The sequence below is a fragment of the Micromonospora vinacea genome (assembly GCF_015751785.1).
Classification (GTDB): Bacteria; Actinomycetota; Actinomycetes; order Mycobacteriales; family Micromonosporaceae; genus Micromonospora; species Micromonospora vinacea.
Genome location: NZ_JADOTY010000001.1, coordinates 4,435,844 through 4,461,861, shown reverse-complemented (window position 1 = coordinate 4,461,861; position 26,018 = coordinate 4,435,844). Strand labels below are relative to the sequence as shown.

The following is a 26,018-nucleotide window of genomic DNA, read 5'->3' as shown; positions in this document are numbered from 1 at the left end:
CTGCTGCGCCGTGGCGCTACCGACCGGCGGGGTCCGGTCGGGGGCCACCAGCGGCGGGAGGTCGGGATGCGACGGTGGTTGGCGGCGTTGGCCGGGGGTGGGGCGCTGGTCCTGGCGCTGGCCGGGTGCGGCGCACCCGCCGGAGTCGACCGTGACCTCATCGACGACTGGCCGGCGCCCGTCGCGGCGCAGCAGTTCGTCCCCGCCGCCGACGTCTGCCACCACAGCTCCCAGCAGGTCGGCTTCCTGACCGGCTACAACCCGACGGCGTGCACCGAGGCGCACCGGGTGGAGACCATGCACGTCGGCACCCTCACCGGCCGGGGCGCCGAGGGCGGCACTCCCCCGCAGCCCGGCTCGGCCGGCATGCGGGCCGCGCAGGCCGGATGCGACACGGCGGTGAACAAGGCGGTGGGCGCCGACTGGCGGTCCGGGCGGCTCGGCCTGACCGTCGTGCTGCCGTCGCCGCCGGCCTGGTCGGGCGGGGCACGCTGGTACCGCTGCGACGTCACCGAGATCTCCAGCATCGACGACACCGCTGTCGACCTGCGCACCGGCAGCCTCCGGGGCGCGTTGTCCGGCGCCGCCCCGCTGGCGTACCGCTGTTTCAACCCGAAGATGGTCAAGGACAACATCGACGAGATGGTGCCGGTCTCCTGCACCGCCAAGCACCACGCCGAGTTCGTCGGCGTCTGGCAGGCACCGGACACCAGCTACGCCGAGTTCACCCGCGGCACCAAGCGGACCCACCAGGCCTGCCAGACGATGATCGCCAGGTACGCCAAGGTCCCGGACAACTCGCAGCTCGACTTCCGCGCCGGCACGATCTACTACCAGCCGTACGAGGAGGAGTGGCGCAACGGCAACCGGGGCGTGCAGTGCTTCCTCTGGATCTCCGACCGGAACCTGACCCGCTCGATGAAGAACGCCGGCACCAAGGGGCTCCCCGTCACCTGATCGAACGTCCGGCCGGTCGGGTGACCGGCCGGACGCGCGGGTCGGATCAGCCTCGGCGCAGGACGGCGAGGAACATCGCGTCGGTGCCGTGGCGGTGTGGCCAGAGCTGCACGGTCGGCCCGTCACCGAGACCGGGCATGCCGGCCGGCAGCAGCGGCCGGGCGTCCACGAAGTCCACCGAAACCCCGCTGCGGCGGGCCGCCTCGGTGACCGTCACGTGCGTCTCGACGGTGTGCGGCGAGCAGGTGACGTAGGCGACCAGGCCGCCCGGGCGGACCGCCCGCAGTGCCGCGCCGAGCAACTCCCGTTGCAGCCGGGTCAGCGGCGGCAGGTCGGACGGCTGGCGACGCCAGCGCGACTCCGGCCGACGACGCAGCGAGCCCAGCCCCGTGCACGGCGCGTCCACCAGCACCCGGTCGAAGTGCTGCTCGGGCAGCTTCGGGTCGCCGCCGACCTCACGGCCGTCCATGGTCAGCACGGCCACCGGCAGGTCCCGGGTCGCCAGGGAGACCAGCCGAGCCCGGTGCTCGGCCACCTCGACCGCTGTCACCCGGGCACCCCGCTGCGCGGCCAGCGCGCCGAGCAGGCCGGCCTTGCCACCCGGGCCGGCGCACAGGTCCAGCCAACGCCCGTCCGGGCCGTCCAACGGCGCGTCGGCGAGTGCGGCGGCCACCAGCTGGGAGCCCTCGTCCTGCACGTGGGCACGGCCGTCGACCACCGCCGGGATGTCGCCCGGCGCGCCACCGGGCAGATAGACGGCGTACGGCGAGAAGGCACCGGGCGCACCGCCGACCTGGTCGGCCAGCTCGACCGGGTCGATCAGCCCGGGCCGGGCGCAGAGGTGCACCGGCGGACGCTCATTGTCCTCGATCAGGAGGCGGGCCGTCTCACCCAGATCGCCGTCGAGCGCCTCGGAGAAGGCCCGCACGATCCACTGGGGATGGCTGTACGCCAACGCGAGGTGACCGACCGGGTCGGTCTCCATCGGTGGGGCGAGCTTCGCCACCCAGGCGTCCGCGTCACGGCTGGACACCTCGCGCAGCACCGCGTTGGCGAAGCCGGTGGCGCCCGGTGCGACCGAACGGACCAGGTCGACAGTCGACGAGACCGCGGCGTGCGCTGGCACCCGGGTGTGCAGCAGTTGGTACGCCCCGAGCCGCAGCGCGTCGCGTACCGGCGGGTCGATCCGGGCCACGTCCCGGCCCGCCGCGTCGGTCAGGATCGCGTCCAACGTGCCCACGTGGCGCAGGGTGCCGTAGGTCAGCTCGGTGGCGAAGGCAGCGTCCCGACCGAACAGCCCCTCCTCGCGCAGGATGATGGGCAGCACCAGGTTGGCGAACGCGTCGTCGCGGTGCACCGCCGCCACCGCCTCGTACGCGGCGCGGCGCGGTCGGTCCATCGGTGGCCGGACCGGGCGGCGGTCCCCGCCACGGCCGGTCGACGGGCCGGAGCGCGTCGGTCGGGTTCCCTCCGGTGCCGTCACGCGAATTCCTCTCCAGTGCCGACCCGGACGCCGCGCGCCCAGTCGGTGGCGCTCATGGCCCGCTTGCCCGCGGCGCGGACCTCGCCGAGACGCACCGGCACAGTCGCCGTGCCGGCCAGCACCCGGGACTTCTCCACCAGCAACTCCCCCGGCTTCAGCTCGGGGCCGTCGGGCACCGGAACGACCGGGCCGAGCTTCACCCGCTCGTCGCGGAAGGTCGTCCAGCCGCCCGGTGCGGGCGTGCAGGCCCGGATCCGCCGGTCCACGGCGAAGGCCGGGTCACTCCAGCGCACCCGCGCGTCGTCCACTGTCAGCTTCGGCGCCAGCGACACCCCGTCGGCCGGCTGCGGCTCGGCCCGGGCGGTGCCGTCGTCGATCGCGTCGAGCACCGCCACCAGCAGCCCGGCGCCGGAATCGGCGAGCCGCCCCAGCAGGTCACCGGAGGTGTCGGCGGCGCGGATCTCGTCGGTCAGCGTGCCGTAGACCGGGCCGGTGTCCAGGCCCTCCTCCAACTGGAAGACGCTGGCACCGGTCAGCTCGTCCCCGTGCAGCACGGCGTGCTGCACGGGTGCGGCGCCCCGCCACGCGGGCAGCAGGGAGAAGTGCAGGTTGATCCAGCCGTGCCGGGGGATCTCCAGGGCCGCCGGCGGCACCAGCGCGCCGTAGGCGACCACCGGCACGCAGTCCGGCTCCAGCTCGCGCAGCCGGTCGAGGAACTCCGGGTCGCGGGGACGGGCGGGCGTGAGCACCTCGACGCCGTGCTCGTCGGCCCACTCGCCGACCGGGGAGCGGGACAGACCCCGCCCACGCCCGGCGGGCGCGTCGGGCCGGGTGACCACGGCCACCAGCTCGTGTCGGGACGCGGCGACGGCGGCCAGGGCGGGCACGGCGACAGCCGGCGTGCCGGCGAAGATCACGCGCATCCGGGTCAGCGCCCCAGACCGAAGGGGTCGCTGATGTGCGGGCTGAGCTTGACAGTGGGCGGGGCCGCCGCGTCGTACCACTCGGCCTGGCGGATCGCCTTCATGGCCTCCTTGCGGCCCTCCGGGTCCAGTCGGTCCAGGAAGAGCACCCCGTCGAGGTGGTCGGTCTCGTGCTGCACGCAGCGCGCCATCAGGCCGGTGCCGACGATCTGCACGGGGTCGCCGAACGAGCTGAAGCCCTTGGCGACGACGTTCTGCCGACGCTTGGTGTCGAAGTAGAGCCCGGGGATCGACAGGCAGCCCTCCGGGCCGTCCTGCTCCTCCTCGTCGGGGAACTCCAACACCGGGTTGATCAGATGCCCGAGGACGTCGTCGACGTCGAAGGTGAACACCCGCAGGCTCACACCGAGTTGCGGCGCGGCCAGGCCGGCGCCGTTCTGCTCACGCATCGTGTCGGTGAGGTCGGCGACGAGCCGACGTAGCTCGGCGTCGAAGTCGACGACCGGATCGGCCGGCGTGCGCAGCACCGGATCCCCAAACAGACGGATGGGCTGGACGGTCACGCGGGACGGCTCCTTCTTCGGGCGGACGAGCGGTGCCGTACCAGTCTACGGAGTGCCCGGCAGAACACCGTCCGGCGCACCTCGATCAACCACCGCCGGTGTGCCCAGCGTCACCGGCGCACTCCCCGGCCAACAGGTCCCGCACCCGCTCGGCGTCCGGATGACCGAGATCGTCGAGGATGCCCACAGCACGACGCCAGGTACGCGCGGCGCCGGCCGCATCCCCCACGGCCCGCCGGCTCTCGCCGAGCCGGGACAGGGTGTCCGCCTCGTCGTAGCGGTCGCTGACCCGCCGGTACAGCCCGAGCGCCCGCTGGAAACAGCGGATCGCCGCACGGTGGTCACCCAACTGGGCGTGGATGAAGCCGAGGCTGTCCCAGGTGTTCGCCTCACCGTGCCGGTCGCCTGTCGTCCGCAGCAGCGCCAACGCCGCCCGGCAGTGCCCGAGCGCCGGCGCGTACTGGCCGAGTTGGGCGTGCGCCCACCCCACCGCGTTGCGGGCGCTGGCCTCCCCGGCGATGTGCCCGGCGGCCCGGTACAGCGCCAGGGCGCGCTCGCTCTGCTCCAGCGACTCGGCGTGCCGGCCGAGCCCGTCGAACATCGCCCCGAACGCCCGGTGGGTACGCGCCTGCCCGGTGTGGTCACCCAGCTCCGCGAAGATCACCAGGGCCTGGCGGTAGCTCCTCGCCGCCTCGTTCACCCGACCCAGCCGGGACAGCACCCGGGCGAGGTCGCGGTGGGCGTTCGCCTGCCCGGGTCGGTCGCCGGCCCGCTGCGCCCCGGCCAGGGCGTTCCGCTGGGCCACGGCCAGGTCCGGCCACCGCCCCCGGCGTTGCAGGAAGTCCACGAGTGTCCAGGCCAGCTGCCACGCATGGCTGTCGAACCCGGACCGCCTCGCGTGGGCGACCGCAGCCAGCAGCACCGGATACTCGACGCTGAACCAGGCCAGCGCCTGACCGAGGTCGGCGATCTCCTCGGGCACCACACCCGGTGCGACGGCGGCGAGGGTGACCGGGTCCCGGCCCGGTTGCAGCAGCAGCGCCGCCGCGTGCGCGGTGTGCAGGTAGTGGTCCAACCCGCGCCGGATCGCGGCCCGTCGGGCCTGCGCCGGTTCGAGACGTTCGACCTGCTCGGCCGCGTACGCCCGGAGCAGGTCGTGCGCGCCGAACCGGCCGGGGGTGTGCTCGGTGACGAGGTGCGCGTGAGCCAGTTCCGCCAGCAGTCGGGGCACCTGGGCCCGGGGCAGCCCGGCCAGACTGGCCGCTGCCGCGAAGCCCATGTCCGGTCCGGGATGGCAGCCGAAGAGCCGGAACACGCGTGCCGCCTGCGGCGTCAGGCTCCGGTACGACCAGGAGAAGACGGCCTGCACGTCGGTCCCGGCATCCCCACCGTCGAACGAGTCGAGCGGTCGCGGTGCCGCCCGCAGTTCTGCCGCGAGGGCGGCCAGTGGGAACGCCGGCTTCTCCGCGCCTCTGGCGGCGAGCACGGCCAGCGCCAGCGGCAGCCGCGCACACCGCTCGATGATCTCGTCGACCGCCTGCGGCTCGGCGGCCAACCGGTCCGCGCCGAGCCGCCGGGCCAACAGTTGCCAGGCCTCGGCGGTGCTGAGCAGGTCGACGCCGATCGGCCGGGCACCCTCGGTGGCGACCAGGCCGGCGAGCCGGTTGCGGCTGGTGACCAGGACCAGGCAGCTCGAGCTGCCGACCAGCAGGGGCCGGACCTGGTCGGCGTCGCGGGCGTTGTCCAGCAGCACCAGCATCCGGCGTCCGGCGAGCAGGCTGCGGTAGAGGCCCACCTGCGCGGGCAGGTGGGTGGGGATGCGTTCGGGTGGCACCTCAAGTGCCTCCAGGAAGCCTCGAACCGCCTCGACCGCCGTCACCACCGTTCCGGTGGAGTCGAACCCGCGCAGGTCGACGTAGAGCTGGCCGTCCGGGAAGCGATCAGCGACCCGGTGTGCCCAGGTGACGGCGAGGGTCGTCTTGCCGACTCCCGCCGTACCGGACAGCGTCATGAGGGTGACCGACGCCACGCCGTCGCCCTCGGGCGTCACGGCGCCGGCGCACTCCGCATCGAGCTGCGCGAGTTGGGTCGCGCGTCCGACGAACCCGGGCAGCGCCGGGGGCAGTTGGCGGGGCACCGGGAAACGGGGGTACGGCGTACCGGTGCGCGGGCCGCCGGCCCTGGCCCGAACGACCGCCCGCCCGGTGCTCGCGTGGTCCCGGTTAGGGCGTCGACGTCGTTCCTCGACCCGGTCCCGCGCGGTGGCCAGCACCCCCTGCTCGGCGGGGGTCGCCCCGAGCAGTCGGATGAGGGCGTCGAACCGCTCCGGTGGCGGCAGGATGTTGCCGGCGAAGTACTCCCCGATGATCCCGCGCGACCAGCCGGTCTTCGCGGCCAGCTGCCGGTACGTCAGCAGGGTCTCGCCCTGCTGACGGGCTTCGCGGCGGCGCAGCTGGCGCAGCAACCCGGCCAACTCGGGCAGTGTCTGCGCCTCGGTGGCGGCGCGGGCCAGCTCGAACGCTGCGGGCAGCCCGTGTGACGTCTGATGAGTGCCGGAAGGTACCCACTGCTCAGACATGCGACCCCCACCCCCGGTCATCCGGCCCCCCGGATCACGCAGGGGCAGGGTAATTCCGGGCCAGCGTCGCTCGATAGACGGTTGCCAATGTAAGACAGTTCCACTGCGGACCGTTCCCCGTCCGGCGGTGTCCAGCGGTGTCCAGCCCCGTCCAGGATCCGCCCCGCGTAGCCGATGCCCCTGCCACCGTCCTGGTGCGGGCCCGGCCCGCTCCACGATCCCTGGGGGAAGAGGTACCCGATGATCCGTCCACACCCGACCACCCGCCGCACCGTGACGATGCTGCGTCGCGTCGCCGTCACCGCGATCGGTCTCACGCTGCTCGCCGCGGGCATGACCGCCACCCCGGCCACCGCCGCACCGGCCGGCAAGGCCGCCACCACCGGATCCTTCGTCGACAGCACACCGGTCCCCGGCGGCTTCGCCTCCTGGTCGGAACTGCTCCGGTTGCAGCAGCGCATGAACACCGCCGCCGCCCGGATCACGAACGCGGCACAGCGCAGCGCGAACTCCGGCTTCGCCGGAATCGTCGCCGACCCCACCACCCGCCAGCTCCAGGTCTACTGGAAGGGTGAGCCGCCGGCCAGTCTGGTGGCCACCGCCCAGGCCACCGTCACCACCCAGGTGCTGCCCGCCGCGTACTCACAGCGGGAACTCATGGTCGCGGCCGACCGGCTGCGGGCCGCAGCCGGCAACAAGATCACCACGGTCGGGCCGCGCGCCGACGGCGCCGGCCTGCTCGTCGGCACCCAGGACGGGCTGCTCGGCGCGACGGCTCTCGCCGGCGTACCGGTGACAGTGCAGACCGGGGTCGCCGCCGCGCCCGCCACCCGGTGGGACGACACGGCGCCGTGGTGGGGTGGCGCCGCGTGGCGTAACACCGCCACCGGCGGTGGCTGCTCGACCGGCTTCGGGGTCTTCCAGGGCGGGGTGGCGCGGATGCTCTCCGCCGCGCACTGCGCCAACCTCAACGTCCTCGCGACCGACCCGACCGGGCAGACGATCGGGATCGTCGGCACCCGCAACACCGGCACCGACACCCTGCTCCTCGCGGGCAGCTCGGGCGGCCGGGTCTTCAACAACAGCACCAATGCCGCCGGCGCGGTGGTCAGCGAGTTCAGCAACCAGGTGATCGGCGCTTCGGCCAGCCAGGTCGGCAACTTCGTGTGCACCTCCGGCGCGTACTCCGGCACCCGCTGCTCGATTCAGGTGAAGGCCCGCAACCTCTGCATCAACGTCCGCAACTTCGGGACGGTCTGCGGTCAGGTGCAGGCGGAGAACACCACCCGCACCAACGCCGTCGGTCAGGGTGACAGCGGCGGCCCGGTGGAGATCGTGAACGCGGCGAACACACTCCAGGTCTGGGCGACCGGCACCAACACCGCCATCGACGACACCAACACAGCGGTCGCCTGTACCGGCTACGTGACCACCGGTCGGGTCTGCGCCTGGCGGATGTACTACGAGGACATCTTCTCCGGCATGGCCGGAGTAGGCGCTTCAGGCGTCATCCTCGGCTGAGCCGCCTCGGCGATCGCCGTACGACTCGGTGGTCGGGCCGGCGCGCGTACCCCGCGCGTCGGCCCGGCCCTTCGCTGGGTCAGACGCTGGCGCCCGGGTCCCCCGCGAGCACCGCGTCGCCACGGAGCAGCGCGGGCTCGGGCAGCGGCAGCTGGATCTTGTGAGCCGCCTCCCAGTCGTAGATCAGGCCGGGACGCACCTGGGCGGCGAAGTAGTCGATCGCCGTCATCCCGCCCACGACCGGCTCGTCGACCTCGGCGACCAACTGGGCGGGGACCAGGGAGAACCCGTTCTGCAGCGCGGCGCTGAGGCGGCGGTGACCGTTGACGACGAAGAAGTACTCGCCGGTGAACCCGATCTTCAGCGGTTCGAGGGCCTCGTCGCCGGCCTTGGCCACCCCACCGACGAAGTCGGTGTCCCACAGACCCCGCAGGGTGGCGATGTCCTCGGTCGGGTAGACCCGGGCCGGGTCCAGCAGCAGCAGCGGCGGCGCGTCGCGCAGCACCTCGGCGCCGAGCGTGCCCTCGTACGCGGCCACGATGTGCTCGATCACCTCGGCGGCGGACGCCCGGGTGGTGTCGCAGATCAGGTCGTAGTTGCGCAGCCGGGCCTTGTCCACCCCGTAACGGATGATGAACCGGCTGCGCTCGCTCGCGCTGCGCTCCCGGAGCTTGGCCTTCGCCTCCTCCAGGGAGGCGTAGCTCTCCGCCGGCCCGGACGGTCGGGCGAGCACCCGCCGGGCCGCCTCGCCCGGCTCGGTGATCATGTGGACCTTGAGCGCGTCGGTGAAGAAGTGCCAGGCCAGCCGGGAGTCCATGACGAGGCGCTCACCGGAGGCGGCGATGTCCCGCTGAAGCTGGTCGACGTAGCCGTCGACTGCCTGGTCGAGCTCGGCGTGCAGGTTGAGCTGAAGCGCGGTCATCTGCCGCTGCTGCGCCATCTCCCGGTAGAGGTCCCCCACGCTGACCCGGCGCATGCCGAGCCGCTTGGCGATCTCGACCGACACGGTGCTCTTGCCGCTGCCGAGGTCGCCGTTGAAGACGATCGATTGTCCAACGGTCACGACTGGTCCACCCCTGATCACCGGCTCATTGACATCATCGACCTCGCGCCCGACGGACGCGCTCCCGCCATCGTCGCGCCATCCCGCGGCGACCCCAGCTCGGCGCGGCTGACGCTCCGTCGCGACCTGGAGCCCGTCGTACGCCTTGGCATGACGGGCGATGCTACCACTCGGGCGCCACCGCTTTGCCGGACGCGGTGTGCGAGCGGCACCGCAGCGGGGCGAGGTTCGTCACCGTCGGCAGCGGCCCAAACGCCTCAGAACAGGCTGAGTGGATCGACCTGGAGACGAACCGGATCGGCGGCCTTACGGGCGGCCCGAGCGCCAGCGGCCGAGTGCAACGCCTCGGCGAGAGCGGCAGCCCGCGCCCGGGGCACCCGGACCAACATCCGCTCCCGGCCCTCCTCGGCCGGCACCGGCCCGAGCACCTCGGCGTCGTCCGGCAGTCGGGCCGCCGCCAGCAGGTCCGCCACCGCCTCGGCCGCGCCGGTGACGCTCGCCATCCGCACGGCCGGTGGGAAGCCCAGCTCGCGGCGCTCGGCCAGCTCCCGACCGGCGAACCAGCCGGCGTCCCAGCGCAGCAGCGCCTGCACGGGGGCGAGCGCGCCGTCGGCGACCACCACCACCCGACCCTCCGGCGCCGGGCGGGCCAGCGCCGCCGCCGCCAGCCAGCGGCGCAGCGCCTCCTCCCCGGCACGCAGGTCGGCCCGGGTCAGCAGGGCCCACGAGTCGAGCAGCAGCACCGCGCCGTAGCCGCCCTCGGCGACCGGCTCGGCGCCCGGGGTGGCCACCACCAGGGCCGCGCCGCCGGGCACGTCGGTCAGCACCTCCTCGCGCCCCGAGGTGCGCACCGTCACGCCGGGGAACGCCCGGCCCAGTTCCTCGGCGGTCCGCCGCGCGCCGGTCACCGCGGCCCGCAGCCGCCGCCCACCGCACTCCGGGCAGGCGTACGCGGCCGCCACCCGGGCGCACCACCGGCAGGCCGGTATGCCGCCGGCCGAGGGCAGCGCGAGCGGACCGGCACAGTGCGCGCACCGGGCCGGGGTGCGGCACTCGGCGCAGGAGATCGACGGCAGGTAGCCACGCCGGGGCACCTGCACCAGCACCGGGAGGTCCTGCCGGAGCGCGTCGCGGGCAGCCGTCCAGGCCAGGCTGGGCAGCCGGGCGGTGGCGGCCCCGGGGTCACGGGCCAGTTGCGGGTCGTCTCCGGTCGGCGCGATGGCCGGGATCCGCGCCCGCACGGTGCTCCGGTCGGCGACCACCTCCGGGGCCCAGCCGGTCTCCACCAGCAGCTGCGCCTCGGCCGTCCGGGCGTACCCGCCGACCAGCGCGCCGGCCTCGGCGAGGTGGGCGCGGGTGAGCAGCACGTCGCGGGCGTGCGGGTAGGGCGCCCGGGGCTCGGAGTGCAGGTCGTCACCGTCGTCCCAGATGGCCACGAGGCCGAGCCGGGCCACCGGGGCGAACATCGCCGCCCGGGTGCCGATCACCACCGGCACCTGTCCCCGGCGAGCGGCGAGGAAGGCCCGGTAACGCCGGGCCGGGCCGAGCGCGGCGGAGAGGCTGACGTGTCGCCCCGGGCCGAGCACACCGGTGAGCTCGGCGTCGAGGCGGTCGAGGTCACGCGCGTCGGGCACCACGACCACAGCGCCGCGCCCACCGGCGACGGTGGCCGCCACCGCGTCGGCGTAGCGGGCCGCCCAGTCCTCACCGGGCAGGGCCGACCAGACCGCGTGGGGCGCCCGGCCGTCGACGAGGGCCCGCAGCAGGGCCGGGCCGGTCGGGTAGTCGCGCCACCCGCGCGGGTCGACCGCCCCGGAGGGGGCAACCGGGGTGGGCTCGTCGTCGCGGGGCTCCTTCTCCACCCGCGCGTGCCGGGGCGGCACGGCGAGCCGGAGCACGTCGGCGAGGCTGCCCGCGTACCGGTCGGCGACCGCCCGGGCCAGCCGGGCGATCTCGGGGGCCAGCACCGGCTCCGGCGAGACCACCTTCTCCAGGTACGCGAGGCGGCCGGTGTGCCCGGAGTCGTCGGCACGCGACAGCAGCCACCCGTCGACCAGTTGCCCGGCGAAGCGCACCTTCACCCGGGTGCCGGGCACCGCGACCTCGTCCAGCTCCGCCGGCACCAGGTAGTCGAACGGCCGGTCCAGGTGCGCCAGCCCGACGTCCACACAGACGCGTGCGACCGGCGACCCATCCGCGGGTCGCCGGTCGCTGCGCTTGGTGGCGGTCAGGCTCCCGCGGCCGACTTGAGGTCGGCGGCCCGGTCGGTGCTCTCCCAGGTCAGGTCCGGCAGTTCCCGGCCGAAGTGGCCGTACGCGGCGGTCTGCTGGTAGATCGGGCGGAGCAGGTTGAGGTCCCGGATGATCGCGGCCGGGCGCAGGTCGAACACCTCGGAGACGGCCTTCTCGATCGAGGAGACGGGCACGGTCTCGGTGCCGAACGTCTCGATGAAGAGGCTCACCGGGTGGGCCTTGCCGATGGCGTAGGCGACCTGCGCCTCGCACCGCTCGGCCAGGCCGGCGGCGACCACGTTCTTGGCCACCCAGCGCATCGCGTACGCGGCCGACCGGTCCACCTTGGACGGGTCCTTGCCGGAGAACGCGCCGCCACCGTGGCGGGCGTACCCGCCGTAGGTGTCGACGATGATCTTGCGACCGGTCAGCCCGGCGTCACCCATCGGGCCGCCGATCTCGAACCGGCCGGTCGGGTTGACCAGCAGCCGGTAGCCCTCGGTGTCGAGGCCGAGGCTCTCCAGCTCCGGGGCGATCACGTGGTCGCGCACGTCCGGGGTGAGCAGCGAGTCCAGCGAGATGTCGGCGGCGTGCTGGCTGGACACCACAACGGTGTTCAACCGGACCGGGCGCAGCCCCTCGTACTCGATGGTGACCTGGGTCTTGCCGTCCGGCCGCAGGTACGGGATCGTGCCGTCCTTGCGCACCGCGGAGAGGCGGCGGGCCAGCCGGTGGGCGAGGGCGATCGGCAACGGCATCAGCTCGGGAGTCTCCGAGCAGGCGAAGCCGAACATCATGCCCTGGTCGCCGGCGCCCTGCGCGTCCAGCGCGCTCTCCGACGCACCGGTCCGCAACTCGAAGGCGTTGTCAACGCCCTGCGCGATGTCCTCGGACTGGGCGCCGATGGAGACGCTGACGCCGCAGGAGGCGCCGTCGAAGCCCTTCTTCGACGAGTCGTAGCCGATGTCGAGGATGGTCCGGCGGACGATCGTCGGGATGTCGGCGTACGCCTTGGTGGTCACCTCGCCGGCGATGTGCACCTGACCGGTGGTGATCAAGGTTTCCACCGCCACGCGGCTGTGGGGGTCCTCGGTCAGCAGCGCATCGAGGATGCCATCGCTGATCTGGTCAGCGATCTTGTCCGGGTGGCCTTCCGTGACCGATTCGGACGTGAAGAGACGGCGTGTCACGGCACTCCTAAGCGTGTGAGGTCGTTCCGCGGCAGTGTAATCACCACTGCGGCCGGTGTCGGGATCGGTCACGCCCTGTCCACCCGTCAGGAACGGCCGGGGAGCCGCGCCACGACGAGATCCCAGACGGCGTCGGCCACATCTTCCTTGGCCTGCTCGGGCAATCGGCTGACCGAACCGTCCGCGCCGATGACCGTCACCGTGTTGGTGTCGGCGCCGAAGACCAGGTCCGGGCCGACCTCGTTGACCACGATCAGGTCGGCCCGCTTCCGGGCGAGCTTCGCCCGGCCGTTGGCCTCTGCATCGCCGGTCTCGGCGGCGAACACCACCAGCACCTGCTCTGATCGTTTGCGCTGGCCGAGCTCCGCCGCGATGTCCGGGTTCGTGACGAGCTCGATGGTGGGCGCGACGCCGTCGTCCGACTTCTTGATTTTGCCAGGCGCGTACGTCGCGGGCCGGAAATCGGCCGGAGCCGCCGCCATCACCACCGCATCGGCCTCGACGGCGGCCTTGACGGTCGCCTCCCGCAGCTCGGCGGTGGTGCCCACCCGGATCAGGTCGACGCCGGCCGGGTCGGCGAGGCCGACGTTGGCCGCGATCACTGTCACCCGGGCGCCCCGGGCGACCGCCGCGCGGGCGAACGCGTACCCCTGCTTGCCCGACGAGCGGTTACCCAGGAAACGGACCGGGTCCAGGGGCTCGCGGGTGCCACCGGCGGTGATGACCACCCGGCGGCCGGCCAGGTCGGCCGGGGCGGAGTCGCCGCGGGCCAGGAGCCGGCCGGCGACGGCGAAGATCTCCGCGGGGTCGGGCAGCCGGCCCTTGCCGGTGTCGGCGCCGGTGAGTCGACCGACGGCCGGCTCGATGACCCGCACACCGCGGGAGCGCAGCGTGGCGACGTTGGCCACGGTGGCGGGGTGCTCCCACATCTCGGTGTGCATGGCCGGGGCCAGCAGGACCGGGCAGCGGGCGGTCAGCAGGGTGTTGGTCAGCAGGTCGTCCGCGAGGCCGTGCGCGGCCTTGGCGAGCAGGTCGGTGGTGGTCGGCGCGACCACCACCAGGTCGGCCTGCTTACCGAGCCGGACGTGCGGCACCTCGTGGACGTCGGTCCAGACGTCGTCGGCGACCGGTTGACCGGAGAGCGCGGCCCAGGTCGGCGCTCCAACGAAGCGGAGCGCCGACGCGGTTGGCACGACCCGAACCCGGTGACCCGATTCGGTGAAGAGTCGCAGCAGCTCGCACGCCTTGTAGGCGGCGATGCCGCCACCGACCCCGAGGACGATCGAGGCGGACATCGGCCAGCGGGGGCTTACGGCTGGTCGGTCGGCTCGGCGGTGAGCAGGCCCGAGTTGATCTCGCGCATGGCGATCGAGAGGGGCTTCTCCTGCGGGGTGGTCTCGACGAGCGGGCCGACGTACTCCAGCAGACCCTCACCGAGCTGGCTGTAGTAGGCGTTGACCTGGCGCGCGCGCTTGGCGGCGAAGATGACCAGCGCGTACTTCGACGTCGTCTTCTCGAGGAGCTCGTCGATCGGCGGGTTGGTGATGCCTTCGGGGTTGGCGATGGATCCCACGAATTAACCTCTGCGTCTTTCGAGCCGCGCGGACGCGGTGCTGAGTCTCAACGGCGGCCGACCGTCAGCCACGCACGCGCGACCAGGCCGGATCCGGATAAGAAGAACCGAGTAAGCCTACCAGCTCGTCGACCACCCGTTCGGTGTGGTCGTGGGTGAGCGTGTGCTCGGCGGCGGCGGCCACCGTTGCGCCGGGGGCGTACCCGGGTGGGCTCAGCAGCACCAGTCGGGCATCGGGAAGACGCGCGCGGACCAGGGGGACGCCGCGCAGGTCGAGCGGGAGCAGCACCGGCTGCCCGGCGTCGAGCCGGGCGCGCAGCGGTGGGTACGGGGTGCCGCGGCGGTGCGGCCCGATCCGGGACCACTCCAGCAGCTCGCCGTCGGCGATCCAACGATCGAACTCGGCGGGGGCGAGGAAGACGCGGTCCACCCCGTCGATCTCCGTTTCCCGGCGCGGCCTGGTGGTCGCCGCGACCGGGATCCACACGGACGGAGAACGCGCCCGGACGAGCTCGACGACACTCTCCCTGCCGGAACCCGAAGGTCCAGCCAGGACAGTGAGCCGAGCCGCCGGGCGCGCCTCGTCATCCGTGCTCACTGCTTGTTTCTACACGCTGCCAGGTTCAGTTGGCGGCGAACTCTCCAAGCAGTGCCTTGCGCTGCTGCTCGCCGAGGCCACGCAGGCGACGGCTGTCGGCGATCTTGAGCTTCTCCATGATCTGGGTAGCCCGGATCTTGCCGATGCCCGGCATGGCCTGCAGGACGGCCGACACCTTGAGCTTGCCAACGACGTCGTCGCTCTCGGCCCGCTCGAGGACGGCACCGAGGGTGGTCTTGCCCTGCTTGAGCTGCTCCTTCAGCTGAGCACGGGCCTTGCGGATCTCCGCGGCCTTCTCGAGCGCGGCAGCGCGTTGTTCGGGGGTCAGTGACGGGAGCGGCACCAGTTCTCCTCAGGTCCCTATCGCGGCGGGCGGGGCGCACCGCCGCATCTGTGAAACGTGGTGTCGCTGTGAACCAAGGGGTCCATGGTTCCCAGCGCGGGGAAAACTAGCGGCCAACGACGCTTTCGGCAACGTGGGGGCCGCATGATCACCGTAGAGTGACCGACCCGTCAGTCAGTCACCGGGCAGGCAGGACGGCCCGGCAGTCGACCAGAACGCGGTCCGCGGCGGCCCGCAGCGCGGCCACATCGGGGCCCGCCGAGAGCACTTCCCGGGAGCACGACGGGAGCACCGAGGCGAGACTCGAACCGAAGACGGTACGCAGATCGGCTGCGCCGGCACCCTGCGCGCCGAGCCCCGGAGCGAGCAGTGGGCCCCCCACACCGGAGAGGTCGTGACCGGTGTCACCGATGGTCGCGCCGACCACCAGACCGAAGCTCCCCAGCGGGGTCGCACCCCGGTTGAGCTGGGAAATCTCGTCGATCACGGTCTGCGCCACGGTGCGGCCGTCGGCCGTGACGGCCCGCTGCACGGCAGCGCCCTCGGGGTTGGAGGTGAGGGCCAGCACGAACACCCCGCCGCCGTGCTCGGCGGCCAGCTCGAACATCGGCGCCAGCGAACCGACCCCGAGGTAGGGGCTCGCGGTGACCGCGTCGACATACACGGGGCTGGATGGATCAAGGTACGCCGCGGCGTACGCGCTCACCGTCGAGCCGATGTCGCCGCGCTTGACGTCGAGCAGAACGAGCGAGCCGGCATCTCGTAACTGTCGGATAGTTGACTCAAGAATCGCCACACCTCGGGACCCGAACCGCTCGAAAAAGGCCGACTGAGGCTTGACTACCGCAACCCGGTCACCGAGGGCTTCCACGACGGTCCGGCTGAACCGGTCGAGCCCCTCAACGTCGTCCGGGAGGCCCCACTGGGCCAGCAGACCGGGATGCGGGTCGATGCCCACACACAGTGGGCCCCGCTCGGTGATCGCCCGGTGCAGCCGGGTACCGAAGCTCTCCATCGGAGTGTTCCCCTCTTCTCGTCCGGGCGGTCGCCCCGCCCGGATAACCCGTCGACCCGGTGACCGGGCCGACTCAGCCGGCCGCCACCGCCGCCGCCACCCCGGTCGCGATCCGGGCCAGATCGGCGTCGTCGGTGACGTACGGCGGCATCGTGTAGATCAGGTCGCGGAACGGACGCAGCCACACCCCCTGCTCGACCGCTGCCGCGGTCGCCGCGCCGAGGTCGACCTCGTGATCGAGCTGGACCACGCCGATCGCGCCGAGCACCCGTACGTCGGTCACGCCCGGCGTGCCGCGCAGGGGCTCCAGGCCGGCGCGCAGGCCGGCGCCGACCCTGGCGACCTGTCCGGCCCAGTCTCCGGCCCGCAGCAGCCCGATGGAGGCGTTCGCCACCGCGCAGGCCAGCGGGTTGCCCATGAACGTGGGCCCGTGCGCCAGCACCCCGGTCGCCGAGATGCCCCGGGCGACCTCCGGGGTGCACAGGGTCGCCGCGAGGGTCAGGTACCCGCCGGTCAGCGCCTTGCCCACGCACAGCACGTCCGGCGTCACCCCCGCGTGCTCGGCGGCGAACATCTCGCCGGTACGGCCGAACCCGGTGGCGATCTCGTCGAAGATCAGCAGAATCCCGTGCGCGCGGGTCACCTCGCGCAGCACCCGCAGGTAACCCGGGTGGTGGAAGCGCATCCCACCGGCGCCCTGGACGACGGGCTCGACGATCACGGCGGCCAGTTCGTCGGCGTGCCGCTCGACCGTGTCCACCAGCGCCGCCAGGTACGCGTCGTCGGGCGGATCGTTGAAGCCGCCCGGGGGCACCGGGGCGAACACCTGCCGGGGCAGCACGTCGCCCCAGAGGTGGTGCATTCCGCCCTCCGGGTCGCAGACGCTCATCGGGTGGAACGTGTCGCCGTGGTAGCCACCCCGCCAGGTCGCCAGCCGGCGCCGCTGGGGCCGCCCGACGGCCCGCTGGTACTGCAGGCACATCTTCACCGCCACCTCGACGCTCACCGAGCCCGAATCGGCCAGGAACACGTGCTCCAGGCCATCCGGGGTCAGCTCGACAAGCGTCCGAGCCAGCCGCACGGCCGGCTCGTGGGTGAGCCCGCCGAACATCACGTGGCTCATCCGGCCGAGCTGGTCGGTCACCGCCGCGTCCAGCACCGGGTGCCGGTAGCCGTGGATCGCCGCCCACCAGGACGACATCCCGTCCACCAACTCCCGCCCGTCGGCGAGGGTCAGCCGTACCCCCTCGGCGCCGCGCACCACGTACGGCGGGTTGGCCGGCGGCAGCGCGGCGTACGGGTGCCAGACGTGCGCCCGGTCGGCGGCCAGGATCTTCTCGGGTGTCACGCGTACTCCTTCGTGCCTGAAGCGGCCCGGACGGCGGACGTCCTGCGGCCGGGTCGAACCTGTCCGCCGCCGCCTCTCCCGCTGCCGCCGCCGCTTCTATTTCCGCGACCTTTGCTCTGCACCCGCGGACGCGACACCCGGTGGCCGGGCACCGCGCTCCGGGTGGTGCATCCACGGGTGCAGAGCAAAGGGGTAACAGCGGGAGTGGGCTCCTCGGCGCGGACCGGGCTCGGCACCCGGTTGCGCCGGGCCGGCACCGGACCGCGGGCGGTCACCGGCCCGCGACGGGGTCCGATGCCGCCGTGGTGGCCGCCGCGCGGGCGGCGGCGCGGACCAGGGCAGGTCCCCGGTAGATGAAGCCGGTGTAGAGCTGCACCAGGGCGGCACCGGCGTCGAACATCCGCGCCGCGTCGTCCGGGTCCAGCACCCCGCCGACGCCGATGATCGGCAGCCGGCCGCCGGTCTCCCGGTGGACGAAGGCGACCACCTCGCGGGCCCGCACGGTCAGCGGCCGGCCGGAGAGGCCACCGGCCTGCGCGCCACGCTCGACGTCACCGCCGGCGAGCCCGTCCCGGGACAGCGTGGTGTTGGTGGCGATCACCCCGGCGGCGCCCCGGGCCACACAGACCTCCAGCAGCTCGGCGATCGCCGCCTCGGTCAGGTCCGGCGCGATCTTGACCAGCACCGGCTTCTCCCCCACCAGCGCGCCGAGCAGCGCGTCCAGGTGGGCGCGATCCTGCAACGACCGCAGGCCCGGGGTGTTCGGTGAGGACACGTTCACCGCGAAGTAGTCGCCGTGCCCGCGCAGCGCCCGGTACGAGGCGAGGTAGTCCTCGACCGCCTCGTCCAGCGGGGTCACCTTGGACTTGCCCAGCGAGATGCCCAGCGGCACCCCGAGCGGGCGGGGCAACGCCGCCAGCCGGGCGGCCAGCGCGGCGGCCCCGGCGTTGTTGAAGCCCATCCGGTTGACCACCGCCTCGCTGGCCGGCAGCCGGAACAGCCGCGGCCGGGGATTGCCCGGCTGGGCGTGCGCGGTGACAGTGCCGACCTCCACGAAACCGAAGCCGAGCGCCGGCCAGGCCGGCAGCGCCGCCCCGTCCTTGTCCATGCCGGCGGCCAACCCGACCGGGTTGGGGAACCGCACCCCGAACACGGTGCGCGGCGCGTCGACCGCGTACCGGGCCCGCAGCGCGGCGAGCGCGGCCGGCCGCCGCGACAGGGCCGCCAACCGCCGCAGTGTCCACTCGTGCGCCGCCTCGGCGTCGCCGCCACCGAGCCGGAACAACCACGGCCGTACCGCCTGCTCGAACACTGTCACTGGGCCGCCCGCAGGGTGGCGTGCAGGTCCTGCAGGGGGCGGACCTGCATGTCGCCGCGGATCCGCGCCTCGATGCCCATCACCGCCGCGGCGGCGCCGGGGACCGTGGTGATGCAGGGGATGTCCGCGGTGACGGCCGCGCTGCGGATCTCGTAGCCGTCGGAGCGGGCACTGGCACCCGAGCCCTGCGGCGTGTTGATCACCAGCGCCACGTGGCCGCCGCCGATCAGCGACACCGCGTCGTCGCCCGCACCGGCCTGGTAGTGCTTACGGATCTGCTCGCAGGCGATGCCGTGCCGGCGCAGCACCTCGGCCGTGCCGGCGGTGGCGACGATCTCGAAGCCCAGATCGGCCAGCCGCTTGATCGGGAAGATCATGCCGCGCTTGTCCCGGTTGGCCACCGAGACGAAGATCTTCCCGGCGGTCGGCAGCGACCCGTACGCGGCCGACTGGCTCTTGGCGAAGGCGTGCCCGAAGTTGGTGTCGATGCCCATCACCTCGCCGGTCGACTTCATCTCCGGCCCGAGCAGCGAGTCGATCCCCTTGCCCGCGCGGGTCCGGAAACGCTTGAACGGCAGCACCGCCTCCTTGACCGCGACCGGAGCGTCGGCGGGCATCGTGCCCCCGTCCCCCGTCGCCGGCAACAGGCCCTCGGCGCGCAGCTCGGCGATGCTCGCCCCGAGCGCGATCCGGGCCGCCGCCTTGGCCAGCGGCACCGCCGTGGCCTTGGAGACGAACGGGACGGTCCGCGACGCCCGCGGGTTGGCCTCCAGCACGTAGAGCACGTCGTCCTTGAGGGCGTACTGCACGTTGAGCAGGCCGCGCACGCCGACGCCACGGGCGATGGCCTCGGTGTAGCGGCGCACCTCGACCAGGTGCGAGCCCGCCAGGGTGATCGGCGGGAGCGCGCAGGACGAGTCGCCGGAGTGGATGCCGGCCTCCTCGATGTGCTCCATCACGCCGCCGATGTAGACCTCACCGTCGGCGTCGCACAGCGCGTCCACGTCGATCTCGATGGCGTCGTCGAGGAACCGGTCCACCAGCACCGGGTGGTCCGGGGAGATGTCGGTGGCCCGACCGATGTAGTCGCGCAGCGTCGGGTCGTCGTAGACGATCTCCATGCCCCGCCCGCCCAGCACGTACGACGGCCGGACCAGCACCGGGTAGCCGATCTCGTCGGCGATCGTCTTGGCCTCGTCGTACGAGGTGGCCATGCCGTGCGCCGGCGCGCGCAACCCGGCGCGGGCCAGCACCGCGCCGAACGCGCCCCGCTCCTCGGCCAGGTGGATCGACTCCGGGGAGGTGCCGACGATCGGCACGCCGGCGTTCTTGAGTCGCTGCGCCAGCCCCAGCGGGGTCTGCCCGCCGAGCTGGACGACCACTCCGACCACGCCCGGCCCGCCGGCCGCCCGGCCGGACGAGTCCTCGGCGTGCCAGACCTCCAGGACGTCCTCGAAGGTCAGCGGCTCGAAGTACAGCCGGTCGGCGGTGTCGTAGTCGGTGGAAACCGTCTCCGGGTTGCAGTTGACCATGACGGTCTCGTAACCGGCCGTCCGCAACGCCTGCACCGCGTGCACGCAGGAGTAGTCGAACTCGATGCCCTGCCCGATCCGGTTCGGGCCGGAGCCCAGGATCAGCACCTTCGGCCGGTCCGACGGCACGACCTCGGTCTCCAGGTCGTACGTCGAGTAGTGGTACGGCGTGGTCGCCTCGAACTCGGCCGCGCAGGTGTCCACCGTCTTGTAGACCGGGCGCACGTCGAGGCGGTGCCGCAGGGTCCGTACGCCGTCCTCGGCGGCCAGCTCCGGGCGCAGCGCGGCGAGCTGCCGGTCGGACAGACCGGCCCGCTTGGCGCGGCGCAGCAGGTCGGCGTCGAGCACCGGCGCGTCGACGATCTCGTCGCGCAGCTCGATCAGCGCGGCGATCTGGTCCAGGAACCACGGGTCGATCCCACCGGACGCCTCGGCGACCTCGGCGATCGACGCGCCCAGGCGTAGCGCCCGCTCCACCGTGTACAACCGGCCGTCGTGCGGGATCCGCAGCGCGGCGAGGGTGTCCGTCAGGGTGACGCCCGCCGGGTCTGGAGTGGTCCAGAAACCAGATGATCGGGTCTCCATCGAGCGCATCGCCTTGTTCAGCGCCTCGGTGAAGTTACGCCCCAGGCTCATGGCCTCGCCCACCGACTTCATGGTGGTGGTCAGCTCCGGGTCCGCGCCGGGGAACTTCTCGAACGCGAACCGGGGGATCTTCACCACCACGTAGTCGAGGGTCGGCTCGAACGCCGCCGGGGTCTTCAGGGTGATGTCGTTGGGGATCTCGTCGAGGGTGTAACCGATGGCCAGCTTGGCGGCGATCTTCGCGATCGGGAAGCCGGTCGCCTTGGAGGCCAGCGCGGAGGAGCGCGACACCCGGGGGTTCATCTCGATCACGACGATTCGGCCGTCGACCGGGTTGACCGCGAACTGGATGTTGCAGCCGCCGGTGTCGACCCCGACCTCACGCAGTACGGCGATGCCCAGGTCACGCAGGCGCTGGTACTCCCGGTCGGTGAGCGTCATGGCCGGCGCCACGGTCACGCTGTCGCCGGTGTGCACGCCCATCGGGTCGATGTTCTCGATGGAGCAGACCACCACCACGTTGTCGTGCCGGTCGCGCATCAGCTCGAGCTCGTACTCCTTCCAGCCGAGCACGCTCTCCTCGATGAGCACCTCGTGCACCGGGCTGGCGGACAGGCCGTCACCGGCGATGCGGGCCAGGTCCTCCGGGGTGTGCGCCATGCCGGAGCCCAGGCCGCCCATGGTGAACGACGGCCGGATCACCACCGGCAGGCCCAACTCGGCGACGGTCGCCTCGACCTCGTCCATCGAGTGGCAGACCCGCGAGCGGGGCACCAGCCCGGTCGGGTCGTCGACACCCAGCCGTACGCCGGCCTTCGCCACGATCTCCTTGAACAGCTGCCGGTCCTCGCCCCGGTTGATGGCGTCGATGTTCGCGCCGATCAGCTCCACGCCGTACTTCTCCAGGACGCCGGCCTCGTGCAGGGCGACGGCCGTGTTCAGCGCGGTCTGCCCGCCGAGAGTCGCGAGGATCGCGTCCGGGCGCTCCTTGGCGATGACCAGCTCCACGAACTCCGGGGTGATCGGCTCGACGTAGGTCGCGTCGGCGAACTCCGGGTCCGTCATGATCGTCGCCGGGTTGGAGTTGACCAGGCTGACCCGGATCCCCTCACTGCGCAGCACCCGGCACGCCTGGGTGCCGGAGTAGTCGAACTCGCAGGCCTGCCCGATGACGATCGGCCCGGAGCCGATCACGAGGATGTGCTTGAGATCGGTCCGCTTAGGCATTGCTGCGCCCCTTGCTGTGGGTCCGGCCCTCGATGAGATCAGCGAATCGGTCGAAGAGGTAGTCCGCGTCGTGCGGGCCGGCCGCCGCCTCCGGGTGGTACTGGACGGTGAAAGCGGGCAGGTCCACGGCCCGCAGCCCCTCGACCACGTTGTCATTGAGGCAGACGTGGGACACCCGCACCCCACCAAAGTCGGTGTCGATCACCTGGTCGGGGACGACCGCGCCGGCGCCCACACCGGGCACCTCGACCGCGAAGCCGTGGTTGTGGCTGGTCACCTCGACCTTGCCGGTGACCCGGTCGAGCACCGGCTGGTTGATCCCCCGGTGGCCGTAGCCCAGCTTGTAGGTGCCGAAGCCGAGCGCCCGACCGAGGATCTGGCTGCCGAAGCAGATGCCGAACAGCGGCACCTCCCGCCGCAGCGCCTCCCGGGCCAGCTCCACCGGGGCGTCGGCGGTGGCCGGGTCGCCCGGGCCCGGCGACAGGAAGATCGCGTCGGCGCCGGTGGCGAGCATCTGGTCGATGCTCGACGACGCCGGCAGCACGTGGGTGGTCACCCCGCGGGTGGCTAGCCGCCGCGGCACGTTGCGCTTGATGCCCAGGTCCAGTGCGGCGACTGTGAACCGGTGCTCGCCCAGGGCCTCGACGACGTACGGCTCGGGGGTGCTCACCTCGGCGGACAGGTCCGCGCCGACCATCTGCGGCGCCTGACGGACCCGGGCCAGCAGGCTCTGCGGGTCGGTGTCGACGCTGGAGATGCCCACCCGCATGGCGCCCCGCTCGCGCAGGTGCCGGGTCAGCGCCCGGGTGTCCACCCCGCTGATGCCCACCACGCCCTCGGTGGCGAGGCGGTCCTCGAGACCACCGGTGGCCCGCCAGTTCGAGCCGATCCGGGCCGGGTCGCGCACGACGTAGCCGGCCACCCAGATCCGACCGGACTCGTCGTCCTCGCCGTTGACGCCGGTGTTGCCGATGTGCGGCGCGGTCTGCACCACCACCTGACGGTGGTACGACGGGTCGGTCAGGGTCTCCTGGTAGCCGGTCATGCCGGTGTTGAAGACCGCCTCGCCGAAGGTCTCCCCGACGCTGCCGTACGCCTCACCGGGGAACGTGCGCCCGTCCTCGAGCACCAGGATTGCGGAACGTCTACGGGTCACTTGACTGCCTTTCCGTCCAGGACCGTCGGCTCGCCACGCAGGAAGGTCGCCACGATGCGACCCGGCAGCGTCATGCGGGCGTACGGGGTGTTGCGACTGCGACTGGCCAGCTCCGCCGGCTCGATGGTGCGGCGGGCGGCCGGGTCGATCAGGGTCAGGTTGGCCGGCACACCCGGCGCGGGGTCGACGCCGTGCCCGGTGAGGCCGGCGATCCGGGCCGGGGTGCGGGACATCCGCTCGGCGATCAGGTCCCACTCGGGGCCGAGCACCTCCAGCGCGATGGAGAGCGCCGTCTCCAGACCGAGCATCCCCGGCCGGGCGTACGCCCACTCACACTCCTTGTCCTCCACGGCGTGCGGGGCGTGGTCGGTGGCGATCACGTCGATCACCCCGTCGGCGAGGGCGGCGCGCAGCGCGGTGACGTCGGAGGCGGTGCGCAACGGCGGGTTCACCTTGAAGACCGGGTCGTAGCTCTCCGCACGCTCGTCGGTGAGCAGCAGGTGGTGCGGGGTCACCTCGGCGGTGACGCGTACCCCGCGTGCCTTTGCCTGGCGCAGCACCTCGACGCTGCCGGCGGTGGAGACGTGGCAGACGTGCAGTCGGCTGCCCACGTGCTCGGCGAGCAGCACGTCCCGGGCGATGATCGCCTCCTCGGCGACCGCCGGCCAACCGATCAGGCCGAGCCGGGTGGAGACCTCACCCTCGTGCATCTGGGCGCCCTCGGTGAGCCGGGGCTCCTCGGCGTGCTGGGCGATGATCCCGTCGAACGCCTTGACGTACTCCAGGGCTCGGCGCATCAACTTCGGGTCGGCGACGCAGTGCCCGTCGTCGGAGAAGATCCGCACCCGGGCCGCCGAGTCGGCCATCGCGCCCAGCTCGGCCAGCCGCTCGCCGGCCAGCCCGACGGTGACCGCGCCGATCGGCTGCACGTCGACCAGGCTGGCCTCCCGGCCGAGCCGCCAGACCTGCTCGACCACGCCGGCGGTGTCCGCCACCGGGGAGGTGTTGGCCATCGCGCAGACCGCCGTGTAGCCGCCGAGCGCCGCCGCCCGGGAACCGGACTCGACGGTCTCGGCGTCCTCCCGACCGGGCTCGCGCAGGTGGGTGTGCAGGTCGACGAGGCCGGGCAGGGCGACCAGGCCGGTGCCGTCGACGACTGTGGCGTCCGGCGCGGTGAGGCCGGGACCGACAGCGGCGATCACGCCGTCGCGGATCAGCAGGTCGGTCGGCGCGCCGCCGACGACACTCACGCTGGTGATCAGGTACGCGGTCACCGGTTGTTCCCTCCGAGCAGCAGGTAAAGGACAGCCATCCGCACGGAGACCCCGTTGGTGACCTGTTCGACGATGGTGGAGCGGGGTGAGTCGGCGACCTCGGGGGTGATCTCCATCCCCCGGTTCATCGGGCCGGGGTGCATGACGATCGCGTGCTCGGGCAGCCGGCGCATCCGCGGCCCGTCCAGCCCGTAGCGGCGGGCGTACTCGCGCGCGGAGGGGAAGTAGGAGTCGTTCATCCGCTCCCGCTGCACGCGCAGCATCATCACCACGTCCACGTTGGGCAGGACGGAGTCGAGGTCGTAGGAGACGTCGGTGCCGGGCGCGAGGGCGCCCGCGATGTCGACCGGGATGAGGGTCGGCGGGCCGACCAGGGTGACCTTGGCGCCGAGGGTGGAGAGCAGCAGCACGTTGGAGCGGGCCACCCGGGAGTGCAGCACGTCCCCGACCACCGCTACCGACAGGCCGGCGAGCCGGCCCAGCCGGGCCCGCATCGTGTACGCGTCCAGCAGCGCCTGGGTGGGGTGCTCGTGGGTGCCGTCACCGGCGTTGACCACCGACCCGTCCACCCAGTTGGCCAGGCGGTGCGGCGCACCGGAGGCGGGGTGTCGGACGACCACGGCGTCCGCGCCCATGGCCTGCAGGGTCAACGCGGTGTCCTTCAGGCTCTCACCCTTGGTGACGCTGGACCCCTTCGCGGAAAAGTTGATCACGTCGGCGCTGAGCCGCTTCGCCGCCGCCTCGAACGAGATCCGGGTACGCGTGGAGTCCTCGTAGAAGAGGTTCACCACGGTCCGGCCCCGCAGCGCGGGAAGCTTCTTGATCTCCCGGCCGGCGACGGTGGCCATCTCGGCGGCGGTGTCCAGGATCTCGGTGGCGGTGTCGGCGTCCAGGTCCCCGCCGGAGAGCAGATGTTTGATCATGAGGCCGTTCCCCCGTACAGCTTGACCTCGTCCGTCCCGTCGATCTCGGCGAGCGTCACCTTGACGCTCTCGGCGAGCGAGGTCGGAATGTTCTTGCCGACGTAGTCGGCGCGGATCGGCAGCTCCCGGTGACCCCTGTCGACCAGGACGGCGAGCTGCACCGACGCCGGGCGGCCCACGTCGTTGAGCGCGTCGAGCGCGGCCCGGACGGTGCGGCCGGAGAAGAGGACGTCGTCGACGAGGATGACCCGCTTGCCGTCGATCCCGCCGGACGGCAGCTCGGTCGGGCCCACCGCGCGGGTGGCGTGCCGACGGAGGTCGTCGCGGTACAGGGTGATGTCGAGCACACCGACCGGGACGGCGACGTCCTCGAAGGTGCTGATCCGGTCGGCGAGCCGCCGGGCGAGGGGGGTGCCCCGGGTGGGAATCCCCAGCAGCACCGTGTTGGCGGCGCCCTGGGTCTTCTCCAGGATCTGGTGGGCGATGCGGTCGACCACGCGTTGCACGTCGGCGCTGGCGAGGATCACCTTCACCGAGGGTTGTCGCGGTGGTGACGAGCGGGCAGCCGGTGGGTATGCCACGGCGGACCTCCTTCCCCGCCTCACGGGACGGGTCGT

At 72.9% G+C, this 26,018-nt stretch carries 21 protein-coding genes; 2 read left to right on the top strand and 19 right to left on the bottom strand.

Annotation, left to right across the window (positions count from 1 at the left end; genetic code table 11):
• Positions 1 to 66 precede the first annotated feature (66 nt).
• A complete protein-coding gene (locus IW249_RS21050; RefSeq protein ID WP_196922332.1) occupies positions 67 to 957 on the top strand; it encodes a septum formation family protein in 891 nt (296 codons plus the stop codon).
• Positions 958 to 1,003: 46 nt separating this feature from the next.
• Here the strand turns inward: IW249_RS21050 and IW249_RS21045 are convergent, their stop codons facing one another.
• From IW249_RS21045 to IW249_RS21030, 4 genes are all read right to left on the bottom strand, one after another.
• Positions 1,004 to 2,440, bottom strand: a complete 1,437-nt coding sequence (locus tag IW249_RS21045; protein ID WP_196922331.1) for an RsmB/NOP family class I SAM-dependent RNA methyltransferase — start codon at positions 2,438 to 2,440, stop codon at positions 1,004 to 1,006.
• Positions 2,437 to 3,363, bottom strand: coding sequence for a methionyl-tRNA formyltransferase (gene fmt / locus IW249_RS21040; RefSeq protein ID WP_196922330.1), 927 nt, complete (start codon positions 3,361 to 3,363; stop codon positions 2,437 to 2,439). The genes IW249_RS21045 and fmt overlap by 4 nt, the downstream gene beginning before the upstream one ends.
• 5 nt (positions 3,364 to 3,368) lie before the next feature.
• A complete protein-coding gene (def, locus tag IW249_RS21035) occupies positions 3,369 to 3,926 on the bottom strand; it encodes a peptide deformylase (protein ID WP_030335682.1) in 558 nt (185 codons plus the stop codon).
• A gap of 85 nt (positions 3,927 to 4,011) precedes the next feature.
• Entirely contained in the window at positions 4,012 to 6,504 is a 2,493-nt protein-coding gene (locus IW249_RS21030) for an ATP-binding protein (RefSeq protein ID WP_196922329.1), read from the bottom strand.
• Between the two features lie 240 nt (positions 6,505 to 6,744).
• Here IW249_RS21030 and IW249_RS21025 point away from each other — a divergent pair, with 240 nt between their 5' ends.
• Entirely contained in the window at positions 6,745 to 8,025 is a 1,281-nt protein-coding gene (locus IW249_RS21025) for a chymotrypsin family serine protease (RefSeq protein WP_196922328.1), read from the top strand.
• A 79-nt stretch (positions 8,026 to 8,104) separates the two neighbouring features.
• On the opposite strand, the gene IW249_RS21020 is transcribed toward IW249_RS21025, so the two are convergent.
• From IW249_RS21020 to pyrR, 15 genes are all read right to left on the bottom strand, one after another.
• Positions 8,105 to 9,088 (bottom strand): AAA family ATPase, encoded by a 984-nt coding sequence (locus tag IW249_RS21020; RefSeq protein WP_196922327.1) that lies wholly within the window; start codon positions 9,086 to 9,088, stop codon positions 8,105 to 8,107.
• Between the two features lie 257 nt (positions 9,089 to 9,345).
• A complete protein-coding gene (locus IW249_RS21015; RefSeq protein WP_196924886.1) occupies positions 9,346 to 11,319 on the bottom strand; it encodes a primosomal protein N' in 1,974 nt (657 codons plus the stop codon).
• Positions 11,316 to 12,509: a methionine adenosyltransferase gene (gene metK / locus IW249_RS21010; RefSeq protein ID WP_196922326.1), complete on the bottom strand. Its 1,194-nt coding sequence runs from the start codon at positions 12,507 to 12,509 to the stop codon at positions 11,316 to 11,318. Before metK ends, IW249_RS21015 begins: the two co-directional genes overlap by 4 nt.
• A gap of 86 nt (positions 12,510 to 12,595) precedes the next feature.
• Complete coding sequence (coaBC, locus tag IW249_RS21005) at positions 12,596 to 13,804, bottom strand: bifunctional phosphopantothenoylcysteine decarboxylase/phosphopantothenate--cysteine ligase CoaBC (protein WP_196922325.1); 1,209 nt, start codon at positions 13,802 to 13,804, stop codon at positions 12,596 to 12,598.
• Positions 13,805 to 13,818: 14 nt separating this feature from the next.
• Positions 13,819 to 14,082: a DNA-directed RNA polymerase subunit omega gene (rpoZ, locus tag IW249_RS21000; RefSeq protein WP_030335666.1), complete on the bottom strand. Its 264-nt coding sequence runs from the start codon at positions 14,080 to 14,082 to the stop codon at positions 13,819 to 13,821.
• A gap of 64 nt (positions 14,083 to 14,146) precedes the next feature.
• A complete protein-coding gene (locus IW249_RS20995; RefSeq protein WP_196922324.1) occupies positions 14,147 to 14,680 on the bottom strand; it encodes a nucleoside/nucleotide kinase family protein in 534 nt (177 codons plus the stop codon).
• 25 nt (positions 14,681 to 14,705) lie between these two features.
• Positions 14,706 to 15,023, bottom strand: coding sequence for an integration host factor, actinobacterial type (mihF, locus tag IW249_RS20990; protein WP_030335662.1), 318 nt, complete (start codon positions 15,021 to 15,023; stop codon positions 14,706 to 14,708).
• 178 nt (positions 15,024 to 15,201) lie between these two features.
• Complete coding sequence (gene pyrF, locus IW249_RS20985) at positions 15,202 to 16,038, bottom strand: orotidine-5'-phosphate decarboxylase (RefSeq protein ID WP_196922323.1); 837 nt, start codon at positions 16,036 to 16,038, stop codon at positions 15,202 to 15,204.
• A gap of 73 nt (positions 16,039 to 16,111) precedes the next feature.
• Complete coding sequence (locus tag IW249_RS20980) at positions 16,112 to 17,386, bottom strand: adenosylmethionine--8-amino-7-oxononanoate transaminase (RefSeq protein WP_196922322.1); 1,275 nt, start codon at positions 17,384 to 17,386, stop codon at positions 16,112 to 16,114.
• Between the two features lie 271 nt (positions 17,387 to 17,657).
• Positions 17,658 to 18,704 carry a quinone-dependent dihydroorotate dehydrogenase gene (locus IW249_RS20975; protein ID WP_196922321.1) on the bottom strand — a complete coding sequence of 349 codons (1,047 nt, stop codon included), beginning with the start codon at positions 18,702 to 18,704 and terminating at the stop codon, positions 17,658 to 17,660.
• On the bottom strand, positions 18,701 to 22,048 hold the full coding sequence (gene carB, locus IW249_RS20970; protein WP_196922320.1) for a carbamoyl-phosphate synthase large subunit: 3,348 nt from the start codon (positions 22,046 to 22,048) through the stop codon (positions 18,701 to 18,703). The genes IW249_RS20975 and carB overlap by 4 nt, the downstream gene beginning before the upstream one ends.
• Positions 22,041 to 23,204 (bottom strand): glutamine-hydrolyzing carbamoyl-phosphate synthase small subunit, encoded by a 1,164-nt coding sequence (gene carA / locus IW249_RS20965; RefSeq protein ID WP_196922319.1) that lies wholly within the window; start codon positions 23,202 to 23,204, stop codon positions 22,041 to 22,043. The genes carB and carA overlap by 8 nt, the downstream gene beginning before the upstream one ends.
• Positions 23,201 to 24,478, bottom strand: coding sequence for a dihydroorotase (locus tag IW249_RS20960; RefSeq protein ID WP_196922318.1), 1,278 nt, complete (start codon positions 24,476 to 24,478; stop codon positions 23,201 to 23,203). Before IW249_RS20960 ends, carA begins: the two co-directional genes overlap by 4 nt.
• Entirely contained in the window at positions 24,475 to 25,401 is a 927-nt protein-coding gene (locus tag IW249_RS20955) for an aspartate carbamoyltransferase catalytic subunit (RefSeq protein WP_030335650.1), read from the bottom strand. Before IW249_RS20955 ends, IW249_RS20960 begins: the two co-directional genes overlap by 4 nt.
• Complete coding sequence (gene pyrR / locus IW249_RS20950; protein WP_196922317.1) at positions 25,398 to 25,982, bottom strand: bifunctional pyr operon transcriptional regulator/uracil phosphoribosyltransferase PyrR; 585 nt, start codon at positions 25,980 to 25,982, stop codon at positions 25,398 to 25,400. Before pyrR ends, IW249_RS20955 begins: the two co-directional genes overlap by 4 nt.
• Positions 25,983 to 26,018: the final 36 nt, after the last annotated feature.

Coding starts and splice junctions, on each gene's coding strand:
- IW249_RS21050 (WP_196922332.1), top strand. CDS start 67: ATGCGACGGTGGTTGGCGGCGTTGGCCGGGGGTGGGGCGCTGGTCCTG.
- fmt (WP_196922330.1), bottom strand. CDS start 3,363: ATGCGCGTGATCTTCGCCGGCACGCCGGCTGTCGCCGTGCCCGCCCTG.
- IW249_RS21030 (WP_196922329.1), bottom strand. CDS start 6,504: ATGTCTGAGCAGTGGGTACCTTCCGGCACTCATCAGACGTCACACGGG.
- IW249_RS21025 (WP_196922328.1), top strand. CDS start 6,745: ATGATCCGTCCACACCCGACCACCCGCCGCACCGTGACGATGCTGCGT.
- coaBC (WP_196922325.1), bottom strand. CDS start 13,804: ATGTCCGCCTCGATCGTCCTCGGGGTCGGTGGCGGCATCGCCGCCTAC.
- pyrF (WP_196922323.1), bottom strand. CDS start 16,038: ATGGAGAGCTTCGGTACCCGGCTGCACCGGGCGATCACCGAGCGGGGC.
- carB (WP_196922320.1), bottom strand. CDS start 22,048: ATGCCTAAGCGGACCGATCTCAAGCACATCCTCGTGATCGGCTCCGGG.
- IW249_RS20955 (WP_030335650.1), bottom strand. CDS start 25,401: ATGATCAAACATCTGCTCTCCGGCGGGGACCTGGACGCCGACACCGCC.